This window comes from Cereibacter sediminicola (assembly GCF_007668225.1).
GTDB lineage: Bacteria > Pseudomonadota > Alphaproteobacteria > Rhodobacterales > Rhodobacteraceae > Cereibacter_A > Cereibacter_A azotoformans.
Genome location: NZ_VDEK01000036.1, coordinates 14,809 through 34,295, shown reverse-complemented (window position 1 = coordinate 34,295; position 19,487 = coordinate 14,809). Strand labels below are relative to the sequence as shown.

17 protein-coding genes are annotated in these 19,487 nt (G+C 68.3%); all 17 read left to right on the top strand.

Going from position 1 to position 19,487, the window contains the following annotated elements:
• Positions 1-58 precede the first annotated feature (58 nt).
• The 17 genes from FG154_RS17505 to FG154_RS17430 all read left to right on the top strand — a co-directional run bounded on the left by FG154_RS17505 (position 59) and on the right by FG154_RS17430 (position 19,215).
• On the top strand, positions 59-514 hold the full coding sequence (locus FG154_RS17505; RefSeq protein WP_099649436.1) for a hypothetical protein: 456 nt from the start codon (positions 59-61) through the stop codon (positions 512-514).
• A 98-nt stretch (positions 515-612) separates the two neighbouring features.
• A complete protein-coding gene (locus tag FG154_RS21765) occupies positions 613-741 on the top strand; it encodes a DUF7697 family protein (RefSeq protein ID WP_268877975.1) in 129 nt (42 codons plus the stop codon).
• Positions 734-3,193, top strand: coding sequence for a phage tail tape measure C-terminal domain-containing protein (locus FG154_RS17500; protein WP_114348931.1), 2,460 nt, complete (start codon positions 734-736; stop codon positions 3,191-3,193). The genes FG154_RS21765 and FG154_RS17500 overlap by 8 nt, the downstream gene beginning before the upstream one ends.
• Positions 3,193-3,819, top strand: a complete 627-nt coding sequence (locus FG154_RS17495) for a DUF2460 domain-containing protein (protein ID WP_099649434.1) — start codon at positions 3,193-3,195, stop codon at positions 3,817-3,819. The genes FG154_RS17500 and FG154_RS17495 overlap by 1 nt, the downstream gene beginning before the upstream one ends.
• Positions 3,816-4,166 carry a hypothetical protein gene (locus tag FG154_RS17490; RefSeq protein ID WP_099649433.1) on the top strand — a complete coding sequence of 117 codons (351 nt, stop codon included), beginning with the start codon at positions 3,816-3,818 and terminating at the stop codon, positions 4,164-4,166. Before FG154_RS17495 ends, FG154_RS17490 begins: the two co-directional genes overlap by 4 nt.
• A 134-nt stretch (positions 4,167-4,300) precedes the next feature.
• Positions 4,301-4,954: a lysozyme gene (locus FG154_RS17485; RefSeq protein WP_246100383.1), complete on the top strand. Its 654-nt coding sequence runs from the start codon at positions 4,301-4,303 to the stop codon at positions 4,952-4,954.
• A 3-nt stretch (positions 4,955-4,957) separates the two neighbouring features.
• The gene (locus FG154_RS17480; protein ID WP_099649431.1) at positions 4,958-5,188 is read left to right on the top strand and encodes a hypothetical protein; all 231 of its coding nucleotides are present in this window, start codon (positions 4,958-4,960) and stop codon (positions 5,186-5,188) included.
• A complete protein-coding gene (locus FG154_RS22095; protein ID WP_099649430.1) occupies positions 5,181-5,282 on the top strand; it encodes a DUF3789 domain-containing protein in 102 nt (33 codons plus the stop codon). Before FG154_RS17480 ends, FG154_RS22095 begins: the two co-directional genes overlap by 8 nt.
• A 110-nt stretch (positions 5,283-5,392) precedes the next feature.
• On the top strand, positions 5,393-5,635 hold the full coding sequence (locus FG154_RS17470; RefSeq protein WP_145110684.1) for a hypothetical protein: 243 nt from the start codon (positions 5,393-5,395) through the stop codon (positions 5,633-5,635).
• Entirely contained in the window at positions 5,632-6,516 is an 885-nt protein-coding gene (locus FG154_RS17465) for a DUF2163 domain-containing protein (protein ID WP_099649428.1), read from the top strand. The genes FG154_RS17470 and FG154_RS17465 overlap by 4 nt, the downstream gene beginning before the upstream one ends.
• Positions 6,513-6,959: an NlpC/P60 family protein gene (locus FG154_RS17460; protein ID WP_099649427.1), complete on the top strand. Its 447-nt coding sequence runs from the start codon at positions 6,513-6,515 to the stop codon at positions 6,957-6,959. Before FG154_RS17465 ends, FG154_RS17460 begins: the two co-directional genes overlap by 4 nt.
• A gap of 9 nt (positions 6,960-6,968) precedes the next feature.
• Complete coding sequence (locus FG154_RS17455; protein ID WP_114348930.1) at positions 6,969-10,934, top strand: baseplate multidomain protein megatron; 3,966 nt, start codon at positions 6,969-6,971, stop codon at positions 10,932-10,934.
• A 21-nt stretch (positions 10,935-10,955) separates the two neighbouring features.
• Entirely contained in the window at positions 10,956-12,878 is a 1,923-nt protein-coding gene (locus tag FG154_RS17450; protein ID WP_114348929.1) for a DUF2793 domain-containing protein, read from the top strand.
• A gap of 333 nt (positions 12,879-13,211) precedes the next feature.
• Positions 13,212-13,853 carry an SOS response-associated peptidase gene (locus FG154_RS17445; RefSeq protein ID WP_246100380.1) on the top strand — a complete coding sequence of 214 codons (642 nt, stop codon included), beginning with the start codon at positions 13,212-13,214 and terminating at the stop codon, positions 13,851-13,853.
• Positions 13,843-14,445: an ImuA family protein gene (locus tag FG154_RS17440; protein ID WP_051294656.1), complete on the top strand. Its 603-nt coding sequence runs from the start codon at positions 13,843-13,845 to the stop codon at positions 14,443-14,445. Before FG154_RS17445 ends, FG154_RS17440 begins: the two co-directional genes overlap by 11 nt.
• Positions 14,372-15,871 (top strand): Y-family DNA polymerase, encoded by a 1,500-nt coding sequence (locus FG154_RS17435; protein ID WP_114348928.1) that lies wholly within the window; start codon positions 14,372-14,374, stop codon positions 15,869-15,871. Before FG154_RS17440 ends, FG154_RS17435 begins: the two co-directional genes overlap by 74 nt.
• On the top strand, positions 15,868-19,215 hold the full coding sequence (locus FG154_RS17430) for an error-prone DNA polymerase (protein WP_114348927.1): 3,348 nt from the start codon (positions 15,868-15,870) through the stop codon (positions 19,213-19,215). Before FG154_RS17435 ends, FG154_RS17430 begins: the two co-directional genes overlap by 4 nt.
• Positions 19,216-19,487: the final 272 nt, after the last annotated feature.

Below are 19,487 nucleotides of genomic sequence, written 5' to 3'. Positions count from 1 at the left end.
GATCCGGGACGACCGGAAATGGGCCGAAATCAACCCTTGATCAAAACGGATACTATTGATGCTGACGCTCGACCTGACCAACGCCCCGCGCTGGCATGACCTCACCCCCGGCGTGCGGGTGCAACTCCGCCCATTGACCACCGCGCTGATGGTCGCGACACGCAGCGATCCCGCTGTCGAGGGGGTGCCCGAGGACGCCTCCGACGAGGAGCGCGCCGTCGCTTTTGCAAAAGCACTGGCGCGTCGCGCGGTGCTCGCCTGGGACGGTATCGGCGATGCGGACGGCAAGCCCATCGATCCGAGCCCCGAGGCCATCGACGCGCTGCTCGATGTCTGGCCGATCTTCGAGGCGTTCCAGCTGACCTACGTCTCGAAGGGCCTGCTGCTGGAACAGGAAAAAAACGCCTCTGCGCCCTCGCTGAATGGTCCTTCGGCGGGGGCGAGCGCTACTGCGAAGCCTGCGCACCCTACGAGGGCCGCGAGCAAGCCTGCCCGGACTGCCCGGCGCGGCTGAACCGTCCGGCAACGCCGGAGGGTTGGCAGGTCTGGGACCTTGTCGGCCGACTCGGCGGCCAGCTGCGTGTCCTGCCCGGCGCGGTGACCGGCTGGGACATGTCGGCGGCGCTCGCGCTCGGTGACGCACTCGGCGTGCCGCCGCTCGCCATGGCCGAACTGCTGCCTGTCATCGAAGCGGTGATGGTCGCCAAGCTCAACGAGCAGATGGAGCACTCCCATGGCTGAGAAGAGGGTCAGCGTCCGCCTCGCGGCCGTGGGCGGACGGCAGGTGCGCGCCGAGCTGGAAGGCGTGGGCGAGGCCGGGTCGCGCGGCTTCGGACGGCTGAGCCGGGAGATGGAGGCCGCGAACGCGAGGCTAGCGGCATTTTCCCGTCGCGTTGCCGTAGCCGCTGCCGCCGCAGTTGCAGCTGCCGCCGCGGCGGGCGTGGCGATGATCCGCTCCGGTCTGCAGACGGTCGATGCGCAGGCCAAGCTCGCCCAGTCCCTCGGCACCACCGTCGCCTCGATCCAGACGCTGGAGCGCGCGGGCGAGCTGGCTGGTGTGTCCATGTCCGGCATCGAGCAGGCGACGAAGGACCTGACGCGGCGACTCAGCCAGGCGGCCGCCGGGACCGGTCCCGCCGCCGACGCGCTCGACCGGCTGGGGCTGTCGGCCACCGACCTGATTGCGCTGCCGCTGGACCAGCGGGTCGGCGCGATCAACGCGGCCATCGAGAGCTTCGTGCCTGCCGCCGAGCGCGCGGCCGTGGCAGGTCAGCTTTTCGGCGAGGAAGGCTCCATCGCCATGTCGCGGATCGACACCGCGACGCTGCGCCAGGCGACGGAGGACGTGCTCGCCTTCGGCGTCGTCGTCTCGGAGCAGGATGCCGATCAGATCGAGCGGACGAACGACGCAATCTCGCGCCTCGGGCTGATCTGGCGCGGGCTCTCGAACCAGCTGGCCGTCGCCGCAGCCCCGGCGCTCGAGGCTGTCGCCAACGCCATGGCCGCCATTGCCAGCCGCACCGGGCCGCTCGGCATCGCCATTCGCGGTCTCTTCGACAATATCGGCCGCCTGACCACCTATGCCGCCACCTTCGCGGCCTTCCTCGCTGGCCGCTGGGTCGCTGGCATGGCCGCTGCGGCGCTCTCCGTGCGCGGCCTCGCCACGGCGCTGGTCGTCCTGCGCGGCGCGCTGATCCGCACCGGCATCGGCGCGCTCATCGTCGGCGCGGGAGAACTCGTCTACCAGTTCGCCCGGCTTGTCTCCGGCGCGGGCGGCTTCGGCGAGGCGATGTCGCTCCTGAAGGACCTCGCCGTCGAGGTCTGGGAGCGGATCCGCATGGGTGCGGCCGCGGCGGGCGCGGCCGCCACGGCGATGTTCTTCGACCTGAAGGCCGATGCCGCCTCGGGCATGAAGAGCGCCATCGAGAGCGTCGTGGCTTTCGGCAACACCGCCGCGAACACGTTCGAGGGCGCCTACGAGGCGATCAAGGCGATCTGGGGTCTGCTGCCCGCCGCCATCGGCGATCTCGCGTTCCAGGCAGCGAACAGCCTCGTCGACGGTGTCGAGGCGATGCTGAACGGCGTGGTCTCGCGCATCAACGGCTTCATCGGCGGCATCAACGCCGGTCTCGAAGCGCTCGGGTCCGAGCGCCGCATCTCGCTGGTGCGCGACCTCGATCTCGGCGAGATCGAGAACCGTTTCGAGGGCGCGGCCAGTGCTGCCACGACGGCGGCGCAGGCGGCGTTCGACCGGGCCTTCGAGGAGAACCCGCTGACCGCACCCGACCTCGGTCTGACCGAGGCAGCAAACCGGGCGCTCGAGTCCGCCAACCTCTATAGGGGCGCCGCGCGCGATCTGGCGGAAGGGGCCCGCGCGCCCCTCGAAAGCTGGCAGGCCCTGCGGGATGCCGTCCGCGCAACCGACGAGGACGGGGCCGATGCGCTGGCCGAGGCGACGACCGCGGCGGAGCGGTTCGAGACCGCGCTCGACGGCGCGGGACAAGCTGCGACCGACGCCGGAACCGCCGCGGGTGCTGCGGCTGCCGCGGCCGAGCCGAATGTGGAGACGGCCGTCACCGGCTGGCAGGCGGTCACGGCGGCGCTGTCGGACTACGCCAGCAAGGCGCGCGAGATCGGTGGCGACATCGGCCAGAGCCTCGTCGGCGCCTTCCAGTCCGCCGAGACCGCGGTCGGCGAGTTCGTGAAGACCGGCAAGCTGAATTTTCGCGATCTGATCACCTCGCTGCTGGCCGATCTCGCCCAGCTGGCGGCGCGGCGCTTCATCCTCGGACCGATCGCAAACGCGCTCTCCGGCGTGTTCTCCGGGGCGGGCGTTCGCGGGGCTTACGCGGCCCCACTGGGGCCACGGTCCCCGCTCACCTACGCCAACGTCCTGCATGCGGGCGGGATGGTCGGATCGGCTGGGCCCACGAGGATGGTCCCGGCGATGGTCTTCGCCGCCGCGCCGCGGATGCATTCCGGCGGGATGGCGGGGCTTCGGCATGATGAGGTGCCCGCTATCCTCCAGCGGGGCGAGCGGGTGCTCTCGAGGCGCGAGGCGCAGAGCTACGGCGCGGGCGGCGGCGTCAACGTCACCATCATGGCACGTGACGCCGAGAGCTTCCGGCAGTCGCGGACGCAGGTTGCGGCAGACATCGCCCGTGCGGTCTCGCTCGGGCGGAGGGGCATGTGATGGCGTTTCACGAGGTCCGGTTCCCCGACAACATCAGTCGCGGCGCGCGCGGCGGGCCCGAGCGGCGGACGCAGATCGTCGAGCTCGCCTCGGGCGACGAGGAGCGCAATGCGAGCTGGGCCAACTCGCGCCGCCGCTACGATGTCGCCTACGGCATCCGCCGCGCCGATGATCTCGCCGCCGTCGTCGCCTTCTTCGAGGCACGGAATGGGCGGCTGCATGGCTTTCGGTTCAAGGACTGGGGCGATCACAAGTCCTGCCTGCCGTCCCAGACGCCAGCGCCGACCGATCAGGCGATCGGCACCGGCGACGGCACGACGAGCGCCTTCCAGCTGGTGAAGCGCTACGCCTCCGGCGCGCAAACTTGGACACGCGCCATAGCCAAACCGGTGACCGGAACCGTGCGCATCGCGGTGGCGGGCGTCGAGCAGCTCTCCGGCTGGTCGGTCGACGCCACGACCGGCGTCGTCACCTTCGGCGTCGCGCCGGGCGCTGGCGTCGCCGTCACAGCGGGCTTCACCTTCGACGTGCCAGTCCGTTTCGACACCGACGCGCTCGACGTGACGCTCGACCTCGAGCGGCTCGGCTCGATCACCTCCATTCCGCTGCTGGAGATCCGGCGATGAACGACACCGGCAGCTTCGTCGCAGCCGTCCTACGCGAGCTCGCGGCCTCGACCGCCGTGATCCTCGCCGCCTGGGGCGCGCTCGGCGGCGCCACGAACGCACTGACCACGAAGATGCGGCTGCGCGATGCGCTGCGGCACATCCTGCTCGGCGGGCTGATCGCCGCCGGGATGGGCAGCCTCTCCATGGCCGTGATCACCGCCTGGCTCAGTCTGCCGCCCGAGGCGATCCCCGCAGGCGGAGCGGCGGGTTCGGCGGCCTATCTCGTCGGGGTCTTCGGACCGGCCTTCATCGAGATGCTGCTCGCCCGCCTCCGCCGCGCCAACGAAGGCCGCGGCGATGAATGAGCTCATTCGCCTCGCGCGCTCCCTCCGCTGCGAGCCTTCCGCTCCACGGCAGGCTTTCGCCCATCGCCTGCGCATTGGCCTTGCCGTCGCGGCACTGATCCTGATCCTCTCGCTTCTCCGGTAATCTCATGCACATGACCGACCGGGGCCTGCTGGCCCTCGTCCGGCACGAAGGACTCGTGCCCGGACCCTATCTTGATGTGAAAAAGGTCTGGACCTTCGGCATCGGCCACACGGCTGCCGCCGGGGAGCCCGATCCGTCCACGATGCCGCGCGGCATGCCCGCCGATCTCGACGCCGGGATCCGCGAGGCGTTCCGGGTCTTCCATGCCGACCTCGCCCGCTACGAGGCCGCTGTCCTGCGCGCCGTGAAGGTTCCGCTGGCGCCGCACGAGTTCGATGCGCTGGTCAGCTTTCACTACAACACCGGCGGCATCGCGAAGGCCGCGCTCACCCGGCACCTCAACGCCGGCAATCGCGTTGCAGCCGCCGACGCGTTTCTGAACTGGCGGCGACCGGCCTCCATCATCCCGCGCCGCGAAGCCGAGCGCGACCTGTTCCGCCACGGCCAATATCCCGGCGGCACGATCCCGGTCTGGTCCGTGGACCGCGCGGGCCGCGTGGACTTCTCCAGGCCGATCCGCCGCCTGACGGAAGACGAGGCTCTGGCCCTGCTGCGGCCGTCGCCGCTGCCGAGACCGCCGGTCTTCGATCTTGCTCCCGACGCGCCGACCGGCTGGCTCGCCCGCCTGGCCGCCTTCTTCTCCATCCTGATCCGGAGGGCCTGACCCATGCGCTACATTCGTCCGACCTCGCTCACCTGGTGGGCGGGACTGCTCGCCATGCTCACCGGCATTGCCTCTCTCGCGTTGCCCGCGACCGGGCCGCTCGGGGAAGTGTCCCGCCTCGTCGCACTGCTCGCCGGCTCGGGGGACGCTTCGCCCGCGGGGCTCATGTTCCTCGGTCTGGGCCTGATCGGTCTGCGGGACCGGATCGAGCGCGGGTTCCGCGGCGATGCTTGAGTTCTTCGCAGGTGTCGTCGTGGGCGGCTGCCTCGGCGTATTCGTCGTCGCCCTCTGCATGGCCGCCGCACGCGGGGAGCGGGACGATGGCTGAACTCCTCATCTGGCTGGTCGCGGCTCTCGGCGCGGTCGGGGGCGTCGTCCTCGGCCGGGTCTGGGGCCGAGTGGAAGGGGAACGTGCAGGCAAACGGGAGGCGGAACGCGATGCGATCAAAGACAAGAACAACCGTGTCGAGCGCGGGCGGGATGCGGTTCGTGATGGCCGCGGCGCTGGCGATCCCGCTGACCGGCTGCGCCGCAACGATGGGCGGTGGTGACGCCGGCTGCGCCTCCTACGCCGAGGCGCGGCTCGCCCGGCCGCCCGCCGAGACTGTCGCAGCCGTGCCGCCGGACTGGGCGAGCTGGATCGCCGATCTCGACGACCGAATGACGGGAACCTGCCGATGAAATCCCTCTCGCCCGAGCTTCAGGCGCATCTCGACGAGGGCACGACGACGCTCGCCTGGTGCTGGCGCATCACCCGTGCCGACGGCGTCACCTTCGGCTTCACCGATCACGACCGGACGCTGAGCTTCGACGAGACCGACTTCGAGCCCGAGAGCGGGTTGACCGCCTCCGAGGTCCGCTCGGGCTCGGACTTGTCGGTGGATGCGCAGGACGCGGAAGGCGTGCTGACCTCGGACCAGATCACCGAGACCGACATTCTTGACTGCCGATGGGACAACGCCGAGGTCGAGGTCTGGCGGGTGAACTGGGCCGACACTGGCCAGCGCGTGCTGATGCGGCGCGGTGCCATCGGCCAGATCCGGCGCGGGCGGCTCGCCTTCGTCGCCGAGGTGCGCTCGCTCGCCCATGTGCTGGGCCAGACGGTGGGACGGACCTTCCAGGCGACCTGCGACGCGGCGCTCGGCGATGCGCGCTGCGGAGTGGACATCGAAAATCCCGCCTTCAGCGGCACCGGCGCCGTCATCGATCTCCTGCGCGACAGGGCCTTCACCGCCTCTGGCCTCGGCGGCTTCGCCTCCGGCTGGTTCACCTTCGGCACGCTGAACTGGACGAGCGGCGCAAATGCGGGGCGGCGCACCGAGGTGCTGGGCCATGACGTCACGGATGGCATTGCCGTGCTGACGCTCCTCGAGGCGCCGGTGCGCGCGATCGCCGAGGGCGACGGTTTCACCATCCGCGCGGGCTGCGACAAGCGCATGGAGACCTGTGGCGCGAAGTTCGCGAACACCGCCAACTTCCGGGGTTTCCCGCACATCCCCGGCCAGGACGCCGTGCTGCGCTACGCCACGAAGGACGGCGGCCACGAGGGAGGGGTGCTGTGACGCAACCCCTCGCATCGGCCGACCCGACGCGCGTCATCTCCGTCGCAGGCTCCTGGCTCGGCACACCGTACCACGACCAGGCCAGCCTGCGCGGTGTCGGCTGCGATTGCCTCGGGCTGGCCCGGGGCGTCTGGCGCGAGGTCGTCGGCCCCGAGCCGTTCCCGATCCCGCCCTACAGCCGCGACTGGGGCGAGACCGGGCCGCGCGAGGTTCTTGCCGAGGGCGCGGGGCGCATGATGATCGAAGTGGAACCGGCGGCGGCCGGTCCCGGCGCGCTGGTGCTCTTCCGCATGAAGCCCCGCGCCATCGCCAAGCATGTCGGGATCCTCACCGGCCCCGATACCTTCCTCCACGCCTATGAGCGGCTCGGCGTGATCGAGGAACCGCTCACCCCATCCTGGCGGCGGCGCATCGCCTTCGCCTTCCTGTTTCCGCAACGCTGAGGCCCGACCATGGCAACGCTTGTTCTCGGCGCGGCCGGTGCCGCCATTGGCAGCAGCATCGGCGGCGCGATCCTCGGCGTGAGTGCCGCCACCATCGGCGGCTTCATCGGCTCCAGCATCGGCTCGGTGGTCGACAGCTGGATCATCTCGTCGCTGGCGCCCACACAGCGCATCGAGGGCGCGCGGCTCGACACGCTCCGCATCACCTCGGCCACCGAGGGCGCGGTCATCCCGCGGCTCTATGGCCGGATGCGCATGGGCGGCAACATCATCTGGGCGACCGATTTCCGCGAGGAGACGAAGACCACCACGCAGGGCGGCGGCAAGGGCGGCGGAGGCGGCAAAGTCAAGACGACCGAGTATCTCTACTTTGCCAGTTTCGCCGTAGCGCTCTGCGAGGGCCCGATCACCGGGATCGGCCGCATCTGGGCCGACGGCAAGCCGATGGACCTCTCCGGCGTCACCTGGCGCTGGTATCCGGGCGACGAGGCGCAGACGGCGGACCCGTTCATTGCGGCGAAGATGGGCGCGGCCAACACGCCCGCCTATCGCGGCACCGCCTATGTGGTCTTCGAGGAACTGGCGCTCTCGACCTACGGCAACCGCCTGCCGCAGCTCTCCTTCGAGGTGTTCCGGCCGCTGGCCGATCCCGACACCGCCGAGGCGCTGACCCGCGCGGTCACCATGATCCCGGCCTCGGGCGAGTTCACCTATGCCACGCAGGCGATCCGGAAGACCGATGGCGGCGCAACGGTACCCGAGAACCTGAACGCGCTGGCCGACTCCACCGACATGGTGGAGGCGCTCGACCGGCTGCAGGCGATGGCGCCTGCGGTCGAGAGCGTCAGCCTCGTCGTGGCGTGGTTCGGCGACGATCTGCGCGCGGGATCCTGCAGGGTGCGGCCGGGCGTCGAGGTGTCCGCAAAGTCGACCACGCCCGCCAGCTGGTCGGTGAATGGCGTGAGCCGCGCCGGTGCCTTCCTCGTCAGCCGCGACGATCAGGATCGCCCGGTCTATGGCGGCACGCCGTCCGACTTCGCCGTGGTGCAGGCGATCCAGGAGATGAAGGCCCGCGGGCTGCGCGTGACATTCTATCCCTTCATCCTGATGGACGTGCCGCCCGGCAACAGTCTGCCGAACCCCTATTCGGACAACGCCGCCGAGACCGGCCAGCCCGCGTTTCCCTGGCGGGGGCGGATCACCTGTTCGCCTGCAGCGGGCTTCGCCGGGACCGTGGACAAGACCGGCACGGCCGCCGCGCAGGTCGCGAGCTTCTTCGGAGCCGCGACGCCCGCGAGCTTTAGTGTCTCGGGCCAGTCGGTTTCGTGGACCGGCCCGTCCGGCGACTGGGGCCTGCGGCGCATGGTGCTGCACTACGCCCATCTCTGCGCGGCGGCGGGCGGTGTCGACGCCTTCCTGATCGGCACCGAGATGCCGGGGCTGACGACGATCCGCTCGGGGGCCAGCACCTATCCCGCCGTGCAGGCCTATCGGGATCTGCTCGCCGATGTGCGCTCGATCCTCGGGTCCGGCACCAAGATCGGCTACGCCGCCGACTGGTCGGAATACTTCGGGCACCAGCCGGGCGACGGCAGCGGCGACGTGTTCTTCCACCTCGACCCGCTCTGGTCGGATGCCAACATCGATTTCATCGCGATCGACAATTACATGCCGCTCTCCGACTGGCGGGACGGGTTCGAGCATGCCGACGCGGCCGAGGGCTGGCCTGCGATCTATGACCGGACCTATCTGCAGAGGAACATCGCGGGCGGCGAAGGCTTCGACTGGTTCTATGCCTCTGCCGCCGACAGATCCGCGCAGGTCCGCACCCCGATCACCGATGGCGCGGCGGCCAAGCCGTGGGTGTTCCGCTACAAGGACCTGCGCGCCTGGTGGTCGAACCCGCACTACAATCGCCCGGGTGGGGTGGAGAGCGGCACACCGACGGCGTGGGTGCCGGAGTCGAAGCCGATCTGGTTCACCGAGCTCGGCTGTCCGGCCATCGACCGGGGCACCAACCAGCCCAACGTGTTCTTCGACCCGAAGTCGTCGGAGAGCTTCACGCCGCATTTCTCGCGAGGCTGGCGCGACGACGCGATCCAACGCGCCTACCTCGAGGCCAGCTACCTCTGGTGGGGTCAGGGCGCGAACAACCCGACGTCATCCGTCTACGGCGGCCGGATGGTCCATGTCCCCGAATGCGCCGCCTGGACCTGGGACGCGCGGCCCTATCCGTTCTTTCCGGAGCTGACCGGCACCTGGACAGACGGCCCGAACTGGCGGCTCGGTCACTGGCTGACCGGACGGCTCGGCGCGGTGTCGCTGCCGGCCCTCGTGCGCCATCTCTGCCTGCGCGCTGGGCTGGCGGAAAGCCTGATCGACGTCTCGGGCCTCTGGGGCGCGGTCGAGGGCTATGTGATCGGGGCACTCGAAAGCCCCCGCGCCTCGATTTCCACCTTGGCCCGCCACTTCGGGTTCGATGCCATCGAAACGGAGGGCGTGATCCGCTTCGTCATGCGCGGCCGCGCCTCGGTTGCGACGCTCACCATCGACGATCTCGTCGCAAGCCGCGAGGGCGAGGCCTTCGAGCTGACCCGCGGCCAGGAGACCGAACTGCCCCAGGCGCTGAAATGGCAGGTCGCCCGCGCGGACGAGGATTATGACGCAGCGCTTGTCGAGGCCCGCCGTATCACGGTCGACACCACGCGCATTGCCTCGGAAAGTTTCCCGATGGCGATCCCGCCCGAAGAGGCCGAACGCCGCTGCCGCCGCGCGCTGATGGAAGCCTGGATCGGCCGGGAGAGCGCCACCTTCCGCCTGCCGCCCTCGCGGCTAGCCCTCGATCCCGCCGACGTCATCCGGCTGGCGCATGATGGCCGTGAGGTCGAGTTCCGCCTCGTCTCCGTCGCCGATGCCGAGGCGCGCGGGATCGAGGCTGTCCGCCAGGACCGCGCCGCCTACGATCTGCCACCCGGCGATCCGCGCCCGGCCTCGCTTGCCAGCCCCGTCGTCTTTGGCACGCCGGAAGTGGTTATGCTGGACCTGCCGCAGATCAGCGAGGACCAGCCTGCCCATCGCCCCCTGATCGCCGCCCATGCCAGCCCCTGGCCGGGCGAGATCGCGGTGTTCCGCAGCGCCTCGACGGACGGGTTCGCGTTGCTGACGACCTTCGGCAGTCGGGCGCGGATCGGGACGCTGGCCTTCGACCTCTTTCCCGGCCCCACTTCACGCTTCGATCTGGGCAATGCGCTGGTCGTCGATCTTCTGTCGGGGACGCTCGAGAGTGTGACGGACCTCGCCTTGTTCGGCGGGGCGAATGCACTGGCCGTGGAGACGGCGGCCGGGGCCTGGGAGATCGTCCAGGCTGCCCAAGCCGAACTCATCGCCCCAGGCCGATATCGGCTGACCCGTCTCCTGCGTGGCCAGCGCGGAACGGAGCATGCCATCGGCAACCCGGCTCCCGCCGGGGCGCGGGTCGTGGTGCTGGACGCGACTTTGGCCTCAATCCCCATTGCTGAGGCAGACCTTGGCTTGCCATGGAACTGGCGCGTGGGCCCGGCTGCGCGGGCGGTCAGCGATGCAGGCTATGCCGCGCTGGGCTTCACGCCGACCGGCCGGGGTCTCGTGCCCTTCGCGCCGGTCCATGTCGAACAGCCGTGGCGAACGGCCCGCAGCCCGGGCGATCTGACCATCCGCTGGACGCGCCGGTCCCGCGCGCTGGTGGCCGATGCCTGGGAACAGGTCGAGGTGCCGCTGGCCGAGGACCTGGAATCCTACGACGTCCAGATTCTTGACGGGACCGTCGTCAAGCGCACGCTGACCAGCACCACGACCTCCGTTATCTACGCCGCCGCCCAGCAGACCGCCGATTGGGGCGCGCCGCTCGGGCCCGGCCAGACGCTGGCCATCCGGATCTTCCAGCTTTCGAACCGCCTCGGCCGCGGCACGCCCGCCGCGGTCACGCTGCAATTCTGATCCCAACCTGCGGGAAGCTCCATGTCCGACACCACGACCCATCTGGGCCTGCCCTACCTTCTGGCCGCCCAGGCGCAGAAGCATGTCACCCACAACGAGGCGCTGCGGCTGCTTGATGCGATGGTGCAGCTCTCGGTCCTCGATCGCACGCGCACCGCGCCCCCAGCCAGCCCGGCGGACGGCAACCGCCATCTGGTGGCCTCTGGCGCGACCGGACTTTGGGCGGGGTGGGACCTGAACATCGCCTTCTGGGTCGACGGCGCATGGATCCGGCTCGTCCCGCGTACCGGCTGGCTTGTGTGGGTCGCTGCAGAGGGGCTGTTCCTCGTCTGGACCGGCAGCGCCTGGGAGGTGGTGGGCGAGCCGCGCGCTGTGTCGGACGCGGTCTTCAGCCTGGTGAACGACGCCGACCCTACAAAAAAGGCAACCTTCTCGCTGGCGGGGATCAGCGCGGGCACCACGCGCAGCTTCACCCTGCCGAATACCTCGTCGGAACTGGCGATCCTTGCAGGCACCCAGACCTTCACGGGCAACAAGACGTTTTCGGGGACTCTGACCGCCTCGGGCACGGTCACCGTCTCGGCAGCGTCCGCCAGCATCGGCACGGCCACGACGACCGCGACCTACGGAATGGGCACCGGGGCGACGACCACCGGCGTCACCAAGACCGTGAACCTCGGCACCGGCGGCGCCTCCGGATCGACCACGGTCGTGAACATCGGCTCTGCGACGGCTGGCGCAGGCGGCACGACGGTGGTGAACACGCCCACGGTCACCTTCGCCAATGCGGTCACGCAGGTCGGCATGCCGCAGGCGAACCTGACTGCTCAGCTTCTCGGCCTCGGCGGGGCCACGGCGGACAGTTACAACCGGGTTTCGGTCAACACTCCGGCACTGCTGTTCAACAACGCAGGCGCAGGCATCGAGGCCACCGTCAACAAGGCGGCCGCCGGAAACGATGCAGCTTTCGCCTTCAAGACCGGGTTTTCGGCGCGGGCGCTGATTGGCTTGCTCGGCAACGACGATTTCAGCTTCAAGGTCAGCCCTGACGGATCCACGTTCTTCGACGCGATCCGGATCGACCGCACCAGCGGCCAAGTGGAACTGCCGCAGCCGACGGTATTGCCGGGACTGGCGGCCGCGCCAACCCCGCCGCCCGCAGGCAAGGCATCGGTCTATGCCCGCAACCGCGCCGGAGCGCCGTGGATCGACGTCATGCGTCCCTCGGGACGGGATTTCCCCTTGCAGCCGCACTTCGGGGTGAACCGGATCGCAAACTGGTCGCCCTCGGTCAGCACCACGATCACGACCGAAGGCCTGCCGATCACCTCGGTCGGCACCGTCTCGCACCCGACCCTCGCCGCGACGAACCTCGCCGCCTCGATGCGGCGCTGGCGTCTGACCTCGGCGGCCGTCGTGGACTCGGTCGCCGACCAGCGCTCCGCAGGCTGGGCCTGCTGGCGCGGCAACGCGGCGGGCTTGGGCGGCTGGACCTTCGTCACCAGGATTTCGCTCACGACACTGCAGGCGACGGGCATGGGCTTCTTCGGCCTCTATGGTTCAACGGCAGCCCTTGCCACCACCCTGACACTGGCCGCAGCCATCAACTGCATTGGCATCGGCTTCCAGCGCGGGACGCACACCCGTTGGCAGCTGGTCGCGAATGACGGCACCGGGGCGCCGACGCTGACCGACTTGGGCGCGAGTTTCGGTATCGCCACAGGCGGAGTGCTGACGCTGTTCATCGCCGCGCCTCCGAACGGAAGCTCTGTCTGGGTGCGGGTGGTCGACGAGGTCTCAGGCGCGGTGTTCGAGCAGGAGATCACCGCCGACCTGCCAGCCACGACGCAATTCCTATCCCCACGGCTGTTCATGAACACCGGCGCGACAGCCGCCGCCGTCGCCTACGACTGCGCCGGGGTCTACGTCGAGACGGACTTCTGATCCGGCTTGGTGGAGAACCAGCTCGTGTGAAGCCCGGGCCAGGCGACATCAGAACGGGAAGCGCCGAACGCCTCGACCGCGGCGCATCGCCCGGCCCGGATCACGGGTTCACGGTTTCAAAAAGCGGCAGGGATTCGCTGCGCCGGAATGGTTGCACAGCTAAGCGGCATCTGTCCCCTGCGGCGATGGGCACAAATCTGCACCTTGGATCAGGCCGAAATCTGAACCACGCTTTCCCCGAAGTCTCTGTTCTGGCAATGTTCCATCCTGTCTTTATGATTCCCGGACCTTCGCATGTGTAATTTGTATTCCCAGACCAAGAGCCAGGACGCCATGCGCCATGTCTTTGACGACATGCGCGGGGATGACGAGGACTTGGTCGATCTGACCGGCAACCTGCCACCCATGACCGGAATCTTCCCCGACTATCCCGCGCCGATCATCCGGCACGGGACACAGGGTGGCTGGCAATTGACCATGGCGCGCTGGGGTATGCCGACACCGCAGGTGTTTCTGGCAGGCAAGCGCACCGATCCGGGCGTCACCAATATTCGCAATGTCGCTTCGGCCCATTGGAGACGCTGGCTCGGGGTGGAGCATCGCTGCCTCGTCCCCTTCACCAGCTTTTCCGAGATCGACAGCCGCCCGGGCGCACCCCGCAACCATCCGGTTTGGTTCGCGCTTGGCCAGTATCGCCCCCTGGCCTTCTTCGCGGGCATCCGCACCGAATGGACCTCGGTGCGCAAGCTGAAGGAGGGCGAGGTAACGGCAGAGCTGTTCGGCTTTCTGACCTGCCCACCCAATGCCGAGGTCGCGAAGATCCATCCCAAGGCGATGCCGGTGATCCTGACCAGGCCCGAGGAGTGGCGGCGCTGGCTGACTGCACCGGTGGCCGAGGCCCTGCCGCTGCAACGCCCCCTGCCCGACGGTACGCTGCAGATCGTGGCGGAGGGAGTGCGGGAAGATGCGGCCTGAGACCTTGCGCCCTGAACTGGCCCACGCCGACGAATTCGACCTTTGTGGGCGACGTGTGCATGAAGCCGAAGGCCGCGGTCGCCGAACCTTTGCGCTGTTTCAGGCGGTGCGGCATCCCGGCCCGCTGGTCTGGATCCTGCCCGCCCATGTGCCGGAACTGCCGATGCTGCGCGGGTTGCCGAAAGGTGTCGGCGAACGGCTGCACCTGTTCCGCGCCGAGGGCGAGACCGATCTGCTGTGGTGCATCGAGGAGGCACTGCGCTCGGCTCCCGTCGGCCTTGTCATCGCCGAACCGGAAAAGCCCCTGTCGCTGACCGCCGGGCGTCGCCTGCAACTGGCGGCCGAGGCCGGGCGGACCACCGGCCTGATGCTGATCCGCGAAGGCGCGGGCAGCAATGCCACCGAAACGCGCTGGGCCTGTGCCCCCGTAGCAAGCCCGGCGGCGGACTCGACTCTGCATTGCTGGACCCTTAATAAGAACAAAAAGGGAACTTGCGGAAGTTGGATTGTGAACTGGAATGGCGCGACGGCTGCTGTCCATCTGGTTTCCGAGGCTGGGCAGCGACATCAGCCTGCGGAACCGCCCGGTTGAAGGGCCCCTTGCCCTGAGCCTGCGCTCGGGCAATGCCGATCATCTGCATTGCCTGAACCCCGCCGCCACGGCCCGCGGCCTGCATCGCGGCATGGCACTGGCCGATGCCCGCGCGATCTGTCCCGATCTTGCCATCCGCCCCGCTGATCTGGCGCGTGAGGCGGCGGCGCTGGTGTCCTTGCGCCGCTGGGCCAGCCGCTATGCCCCCATGATTGCCACGGATGGCGCGGACGGTCTTTTGGCCGATATCTCGGGCGTGCCGCATCTGTTTGGCGGCGAAGCCGATTTGCGCGAGGACTTGCACGCGCGACTGACGCGGGCGGGCCTGCATCCGGAAAGCGCCATAGCAGGAACCCGAGGCGCAGCCCATGCGCTGGCTCGTAACGGCGGCGGCATCGTGCCTGACGGGCGACTGATCGAGGGAATCGGTCGCTTGCCGGTGACAGCCCTCAGAGCGAATCCTGAAACGGCCGAGGCGCTGGCGCGGGTGGGTCTGGCACGTATTGCCGATTTGGCACATTTGCCGCGCGCGCCTCTGGCCCGCCGCTTCGGGCAAGGGCTGGTTCTGCGGCTGGATCAGGCGCTCGGGCAGCGGGACGAGCCCGTTGCAGCGGAACCGGACGCCCCGCATTTTGGGGTGCGGATGACGCTCCCCGAACCGATCGGGCTGCAATCCGATGTCATGGCGGGGCTGGAGCGCCTGCTGGACCGGCTCTGCGCCAAACTCGCCCAGCATCGGATGGGCGCACGCCGGGTCCGGTTGGAGCTGCGCCGAGTTGATCGCCAATCTTCACAGGTCGAGATCGGTCTCGCCCGCCCGATGCGCGACGCGGCCCGCATCGTTGCGCTGTTTGCCAAGGGCGTGGACGAGGTGGATGCCGGTTTCGGCATTGATGCCCTTCGCCTGACTGCCCCGGTGACAGAGGCCCTTGCGCCGGAACAGATTGGTGGCGGCCAGGCGATCCGGCACGACGATGCGTTGGCTGATCTTCTGTCCTCTGTCGGCAACCGCATCGGCTTTGACCGGGTGCTGCGGCTGTTGCCTGCAACCAGCCTGATCCCTGAGCGCAGTTTCCTCTTGGCCCCGGCTGCTTATTCCGCATCCGAACCGATCCCGCATCGCGGGGGGGCGGCGCGGCCGATCTCCCTGTTTCCGCCCGAGCCGGTGACCGCCGCCTCGGGCAACCCGCCCGCGAGTTTCCGTTGGCGGCGCATGCGCTTCACCACGCTGCGCGCGCTGGGCCCAGAACGCATCACGCCGGAATGGTGGTTCGACGATCCCGTCTGGCGGTCGGGCCTGCGCGATTACTGGCGGATCGAAACCCGGGAAGGGCCGCGGCTCTGGCTGTTTCACACCCCGCAAACCCCGGACTGGCCCGCGCCCGGAGGGGCGCAGAACTGGCACGTACAGGGGGAGTTCGCATGATTCCCTACGCCGAACTTTGCGTCACATCGAACTTCACCTTCCTGACCGGCGCCTCGCATCCAGAGGAACTGGTATCGCGGGCGGCAGAACTGGGGCTGAGTGCCATCGCCATCACCGATCGCAATTCGGTGGCAGGCGTGGTGCGGGCCTTCTCCGCGCTGAAGGAACTGGCGCGTCTGCGCGACGAGGCGCGGACCGCGGCGGCAGAGGCGGGCCCAATCATCCGCTCGCAGCGCGTGACGGACCATTCCAGCCGCCAGACCGTGCCGCATTTCACCGGACAGACTGATGCCCCCGCCATGTCGGACGCGCCGCTGCCGAAACTGATCGCCGGGGCGCGTCTGGTGCTGACTGACTCCGCCGTGGAATGGCTGGCCCTGCCCACCGATCTTGCCGCCTGGTCGCGCCTGACCCGGCTTCTGTCGATTGGCAAGCGGCGCACGGCCAAGGGCGAATGTCACCTGCAACGCGCCGATCTGGTCGAATGGGGCAAGGGCATGGTGCTGATCGCCCTTTCGCCCGACCCGCTGGACGATCCCGGCCCGAAAAGCACCCGCGGCGATCTTCGCGCCATCGGTCGCGCCTTCCCCGGTCAGTGCTTCCTGGGGGCCGCCCCGCGCTATGACGGCCGGGATCAGATCCGTTTCGACCGGATCGGCATTCTGGCGCAGGAGGTGAGCCAGCCGATGGTCGCTGTGGGCGATGTGCTGATGCACCGTTCCGCCCGTCGCCCCCTGGCCGATGTGCTGACCTGCATGCGCCTTGGCTGCACCATCGACGCTATCGGCGAACACCGGCTGGTAAATGGCGAGCGCCGTCTGAAATCCGGCGCCGAGATGGCGAAGATGTTTCACCGCCACCCCGCCGCGCTGCGCCGCACGCTGGAGATTGCCGACCGTTGCGCCTTTCGCCTCAGCGACCTGCGTTATCAATATCCCGATGAATCGGAGAACGAGCCAGCGCAGGACCGGCTGGAACGGCTGGCGCGCGAAGGTCTTCACTGGCGCTACCCTTCTGGTGCGCCGCCAAAGATCGTGCATCGCGTGGAAAAGGAACTGACCCTGATCCGCGAGGTGTACTACGCCCCCTATTTCCTGACCGTCCACGACATCGTGCAGTTCGCCAGATCGAAGGGCATCCTCTGTCAGGGGCGCGGCTCCGCCGCCAATTCGGTGGTCTGCTATCTTCTGGGCATTACCGAGGTGCCGCCCGAGTCGATCACCCTGATCTTCGAGCGTTTCATCTCCAAGGAGCGGGGCGAACCGCCGGATATCGACGTGGATTTCGAACACGAACGCCGCGAGGAGGTGATCCAGTGGATCTATGCCCGCTATGGCCGCGAGCGTGCCGGCCTGACCGCAACGGTGATCCATTTCCGCAGCCGCGCCGCCATCCGCGAGGTTGGCAAGGTCATGGGATTGTCGCAGGACGTGATCGCGCGGCTTTCCGGGCAAATCTGGGGCTGGTCCTCGCCCCCCCCCGGCGAGGACCGGCTGCGCGATGCGGGCCTATCGCTTGCCGACCGCCGCGTGCAACTGGCCGTGCGACTGATCGGCGAGATCATCGGCTTTCCTCGCCATCTTTCGCAACACGTAGGCGGCTTTGTTATCACCAAAGGCCGTCTGGACGAACTTTGCCCAATTGAAAATGCGGCGATGGACGACCGCACCATCATCGAATGGGACAAGGACGACATCGACGCGCTTGGCCTTCTGAAGGTCGATATTCTGGCGCTTGGCATGCTGACCTGCATTCACAAGGCGTTTGCGCTTCTGGATGAGCATCGCGGGCAGCAGCTGACGCTGGCCAATGTGCCGCCCGAGGATCCGTCGATCTACGATATGCTCTGCCGCGCCGATGCGATCGGGGTCTTTCAGGTCGAAAGCCGGGCGCAATTGAACTTCCTGCCCCGGATGCGGCCGCGCAAATTCTATGACCTGGTCTGCGAGGTCGCCATCGTCCGCCCCGGCCCGATTCAGGGCGGCATGGTGCATCCCTTCATCAACCGCCGCATGGGGCGCGAAAAGGTCGAAGATCTCGGTCCCGCGATGATGGAGGTTCTGGGCCGCACCTATGGTGTGCCGCTGTTTCAGGAACAGGCGATGCAAATCGCCGTTGTCGCGGCAGGCTTCACCCCGTCCGAGGCTGACCGCCTGCGTCGGTCGCTTGCCACCTTCAAACGCATGGGCACCATCGGTTCGTTCCGCGACCGCTTTGTCAGCGGAATGCTCGCGCGGGGTTATGACGCCGATTTTGCGGCGCGCTGCTTTGCCCAGATCGAGGGGTTCGGCAGCTATGGTTTTCCCGAGAGCCACGCCGCCAGCTTTGCGCGGCTGGTCTATATTTCCGCCTGGCTGAAATGCCACCATCAGGCGGTCTTCACCTGCGCGCTTCTGAATTCGCAGCCGATGGGCTTCTATGCACCTGCACAGCTGGTCCGCGACGCCCGCGATCATGGAGTGGAGGTGCGGCCCATTTCGGTCAACCACTCGTTCTGGGACTGCACGTTGGAACCGCGCCCCGATGGGGCGCTGGCCCTGCGGCTCGGCTTCCGGCAGATCAAGGGGATGAGGGAAGAGGACGCCATCTGGATCGCAGCCGCGCGCGGTAACGGCTATCCCGATGTCGAAAGCCTGTGGCGCCGGGCGGGCGTGCACGCCGATGCGCTGGAACGGCTCGCCGAGGCTGATGCTTTTGCCGCCATCGGTCTCAATCGCCGAGACTCTCTGTGGGCAGCCAAGGCGCTGAAAGCCCCTGCGCCGCTGCCCCTCTTTGGCTCCGACGGCGAGGGAGCTGCCGAACCCGACGTCAAGCTGCCCCAGATGACCCTGGGTCAGGAGGTGATCGAGGATTACCTGTCGCTGCGGCTCAGTCTTCGCGCCCATCCGATGGAGCTGTTGCGACCGCGCCTGGCCGAAAGCCTGGCCCATGATCGCCTGCCACAGGCCAGTGGCCGCATCACAGTCACCGGCCTTGTCATCACCCGGCAGCGCCCCGGCACGGCGTCGGGCGTCATTTTCCTCACTCTGGAGGACGAGACCGGCACAGCCAATGTCGTGGTCTGGAAGAAGGTCTACGAGACCTTTCGCAAGGCGGTGATCGCCGGGCGGCTCGTGAGCGTGACCGGCCGGATCGAGCGCGATGGCCCGGTCACCCATCTGATCGCCGAGAGGGTCGAGGATGTTTCCCCTCTGCTGGCCACTCTGGGCCGCCCCGTCCTGATCCCGCCCAACGACGGTCGCGCCGATGAAACCAGGCGCCCGACTGGCGGCAGCAGGAGACCAACAGCGCGCCATCCCCGCGAACAGGCACGGAAGCTGTTTCCGAGTCGGGATTTCCATTGATCGGGAAAATGGAAGCACTCGCCCATCCGCAGGGCCTTCGATGGGGGCCTCTGCAAATGTTGACCAGGTGTTGACAAGAATTTCAAAAGCAAAAACCCGACGGTTTAAGTCGGGCTCCAACATTTTGATATCGTTGATTTGTTTGGTTGCGGGGGCGCGCTACCTACGAGACCGACACTCGATCCAAGCGGCCATCTGACCGACCGTATATAGCCGCCTGAAAGCACCTGAGGCGTCCGATCAATCGTGTTGAAATCTCCGCACGAAACGCG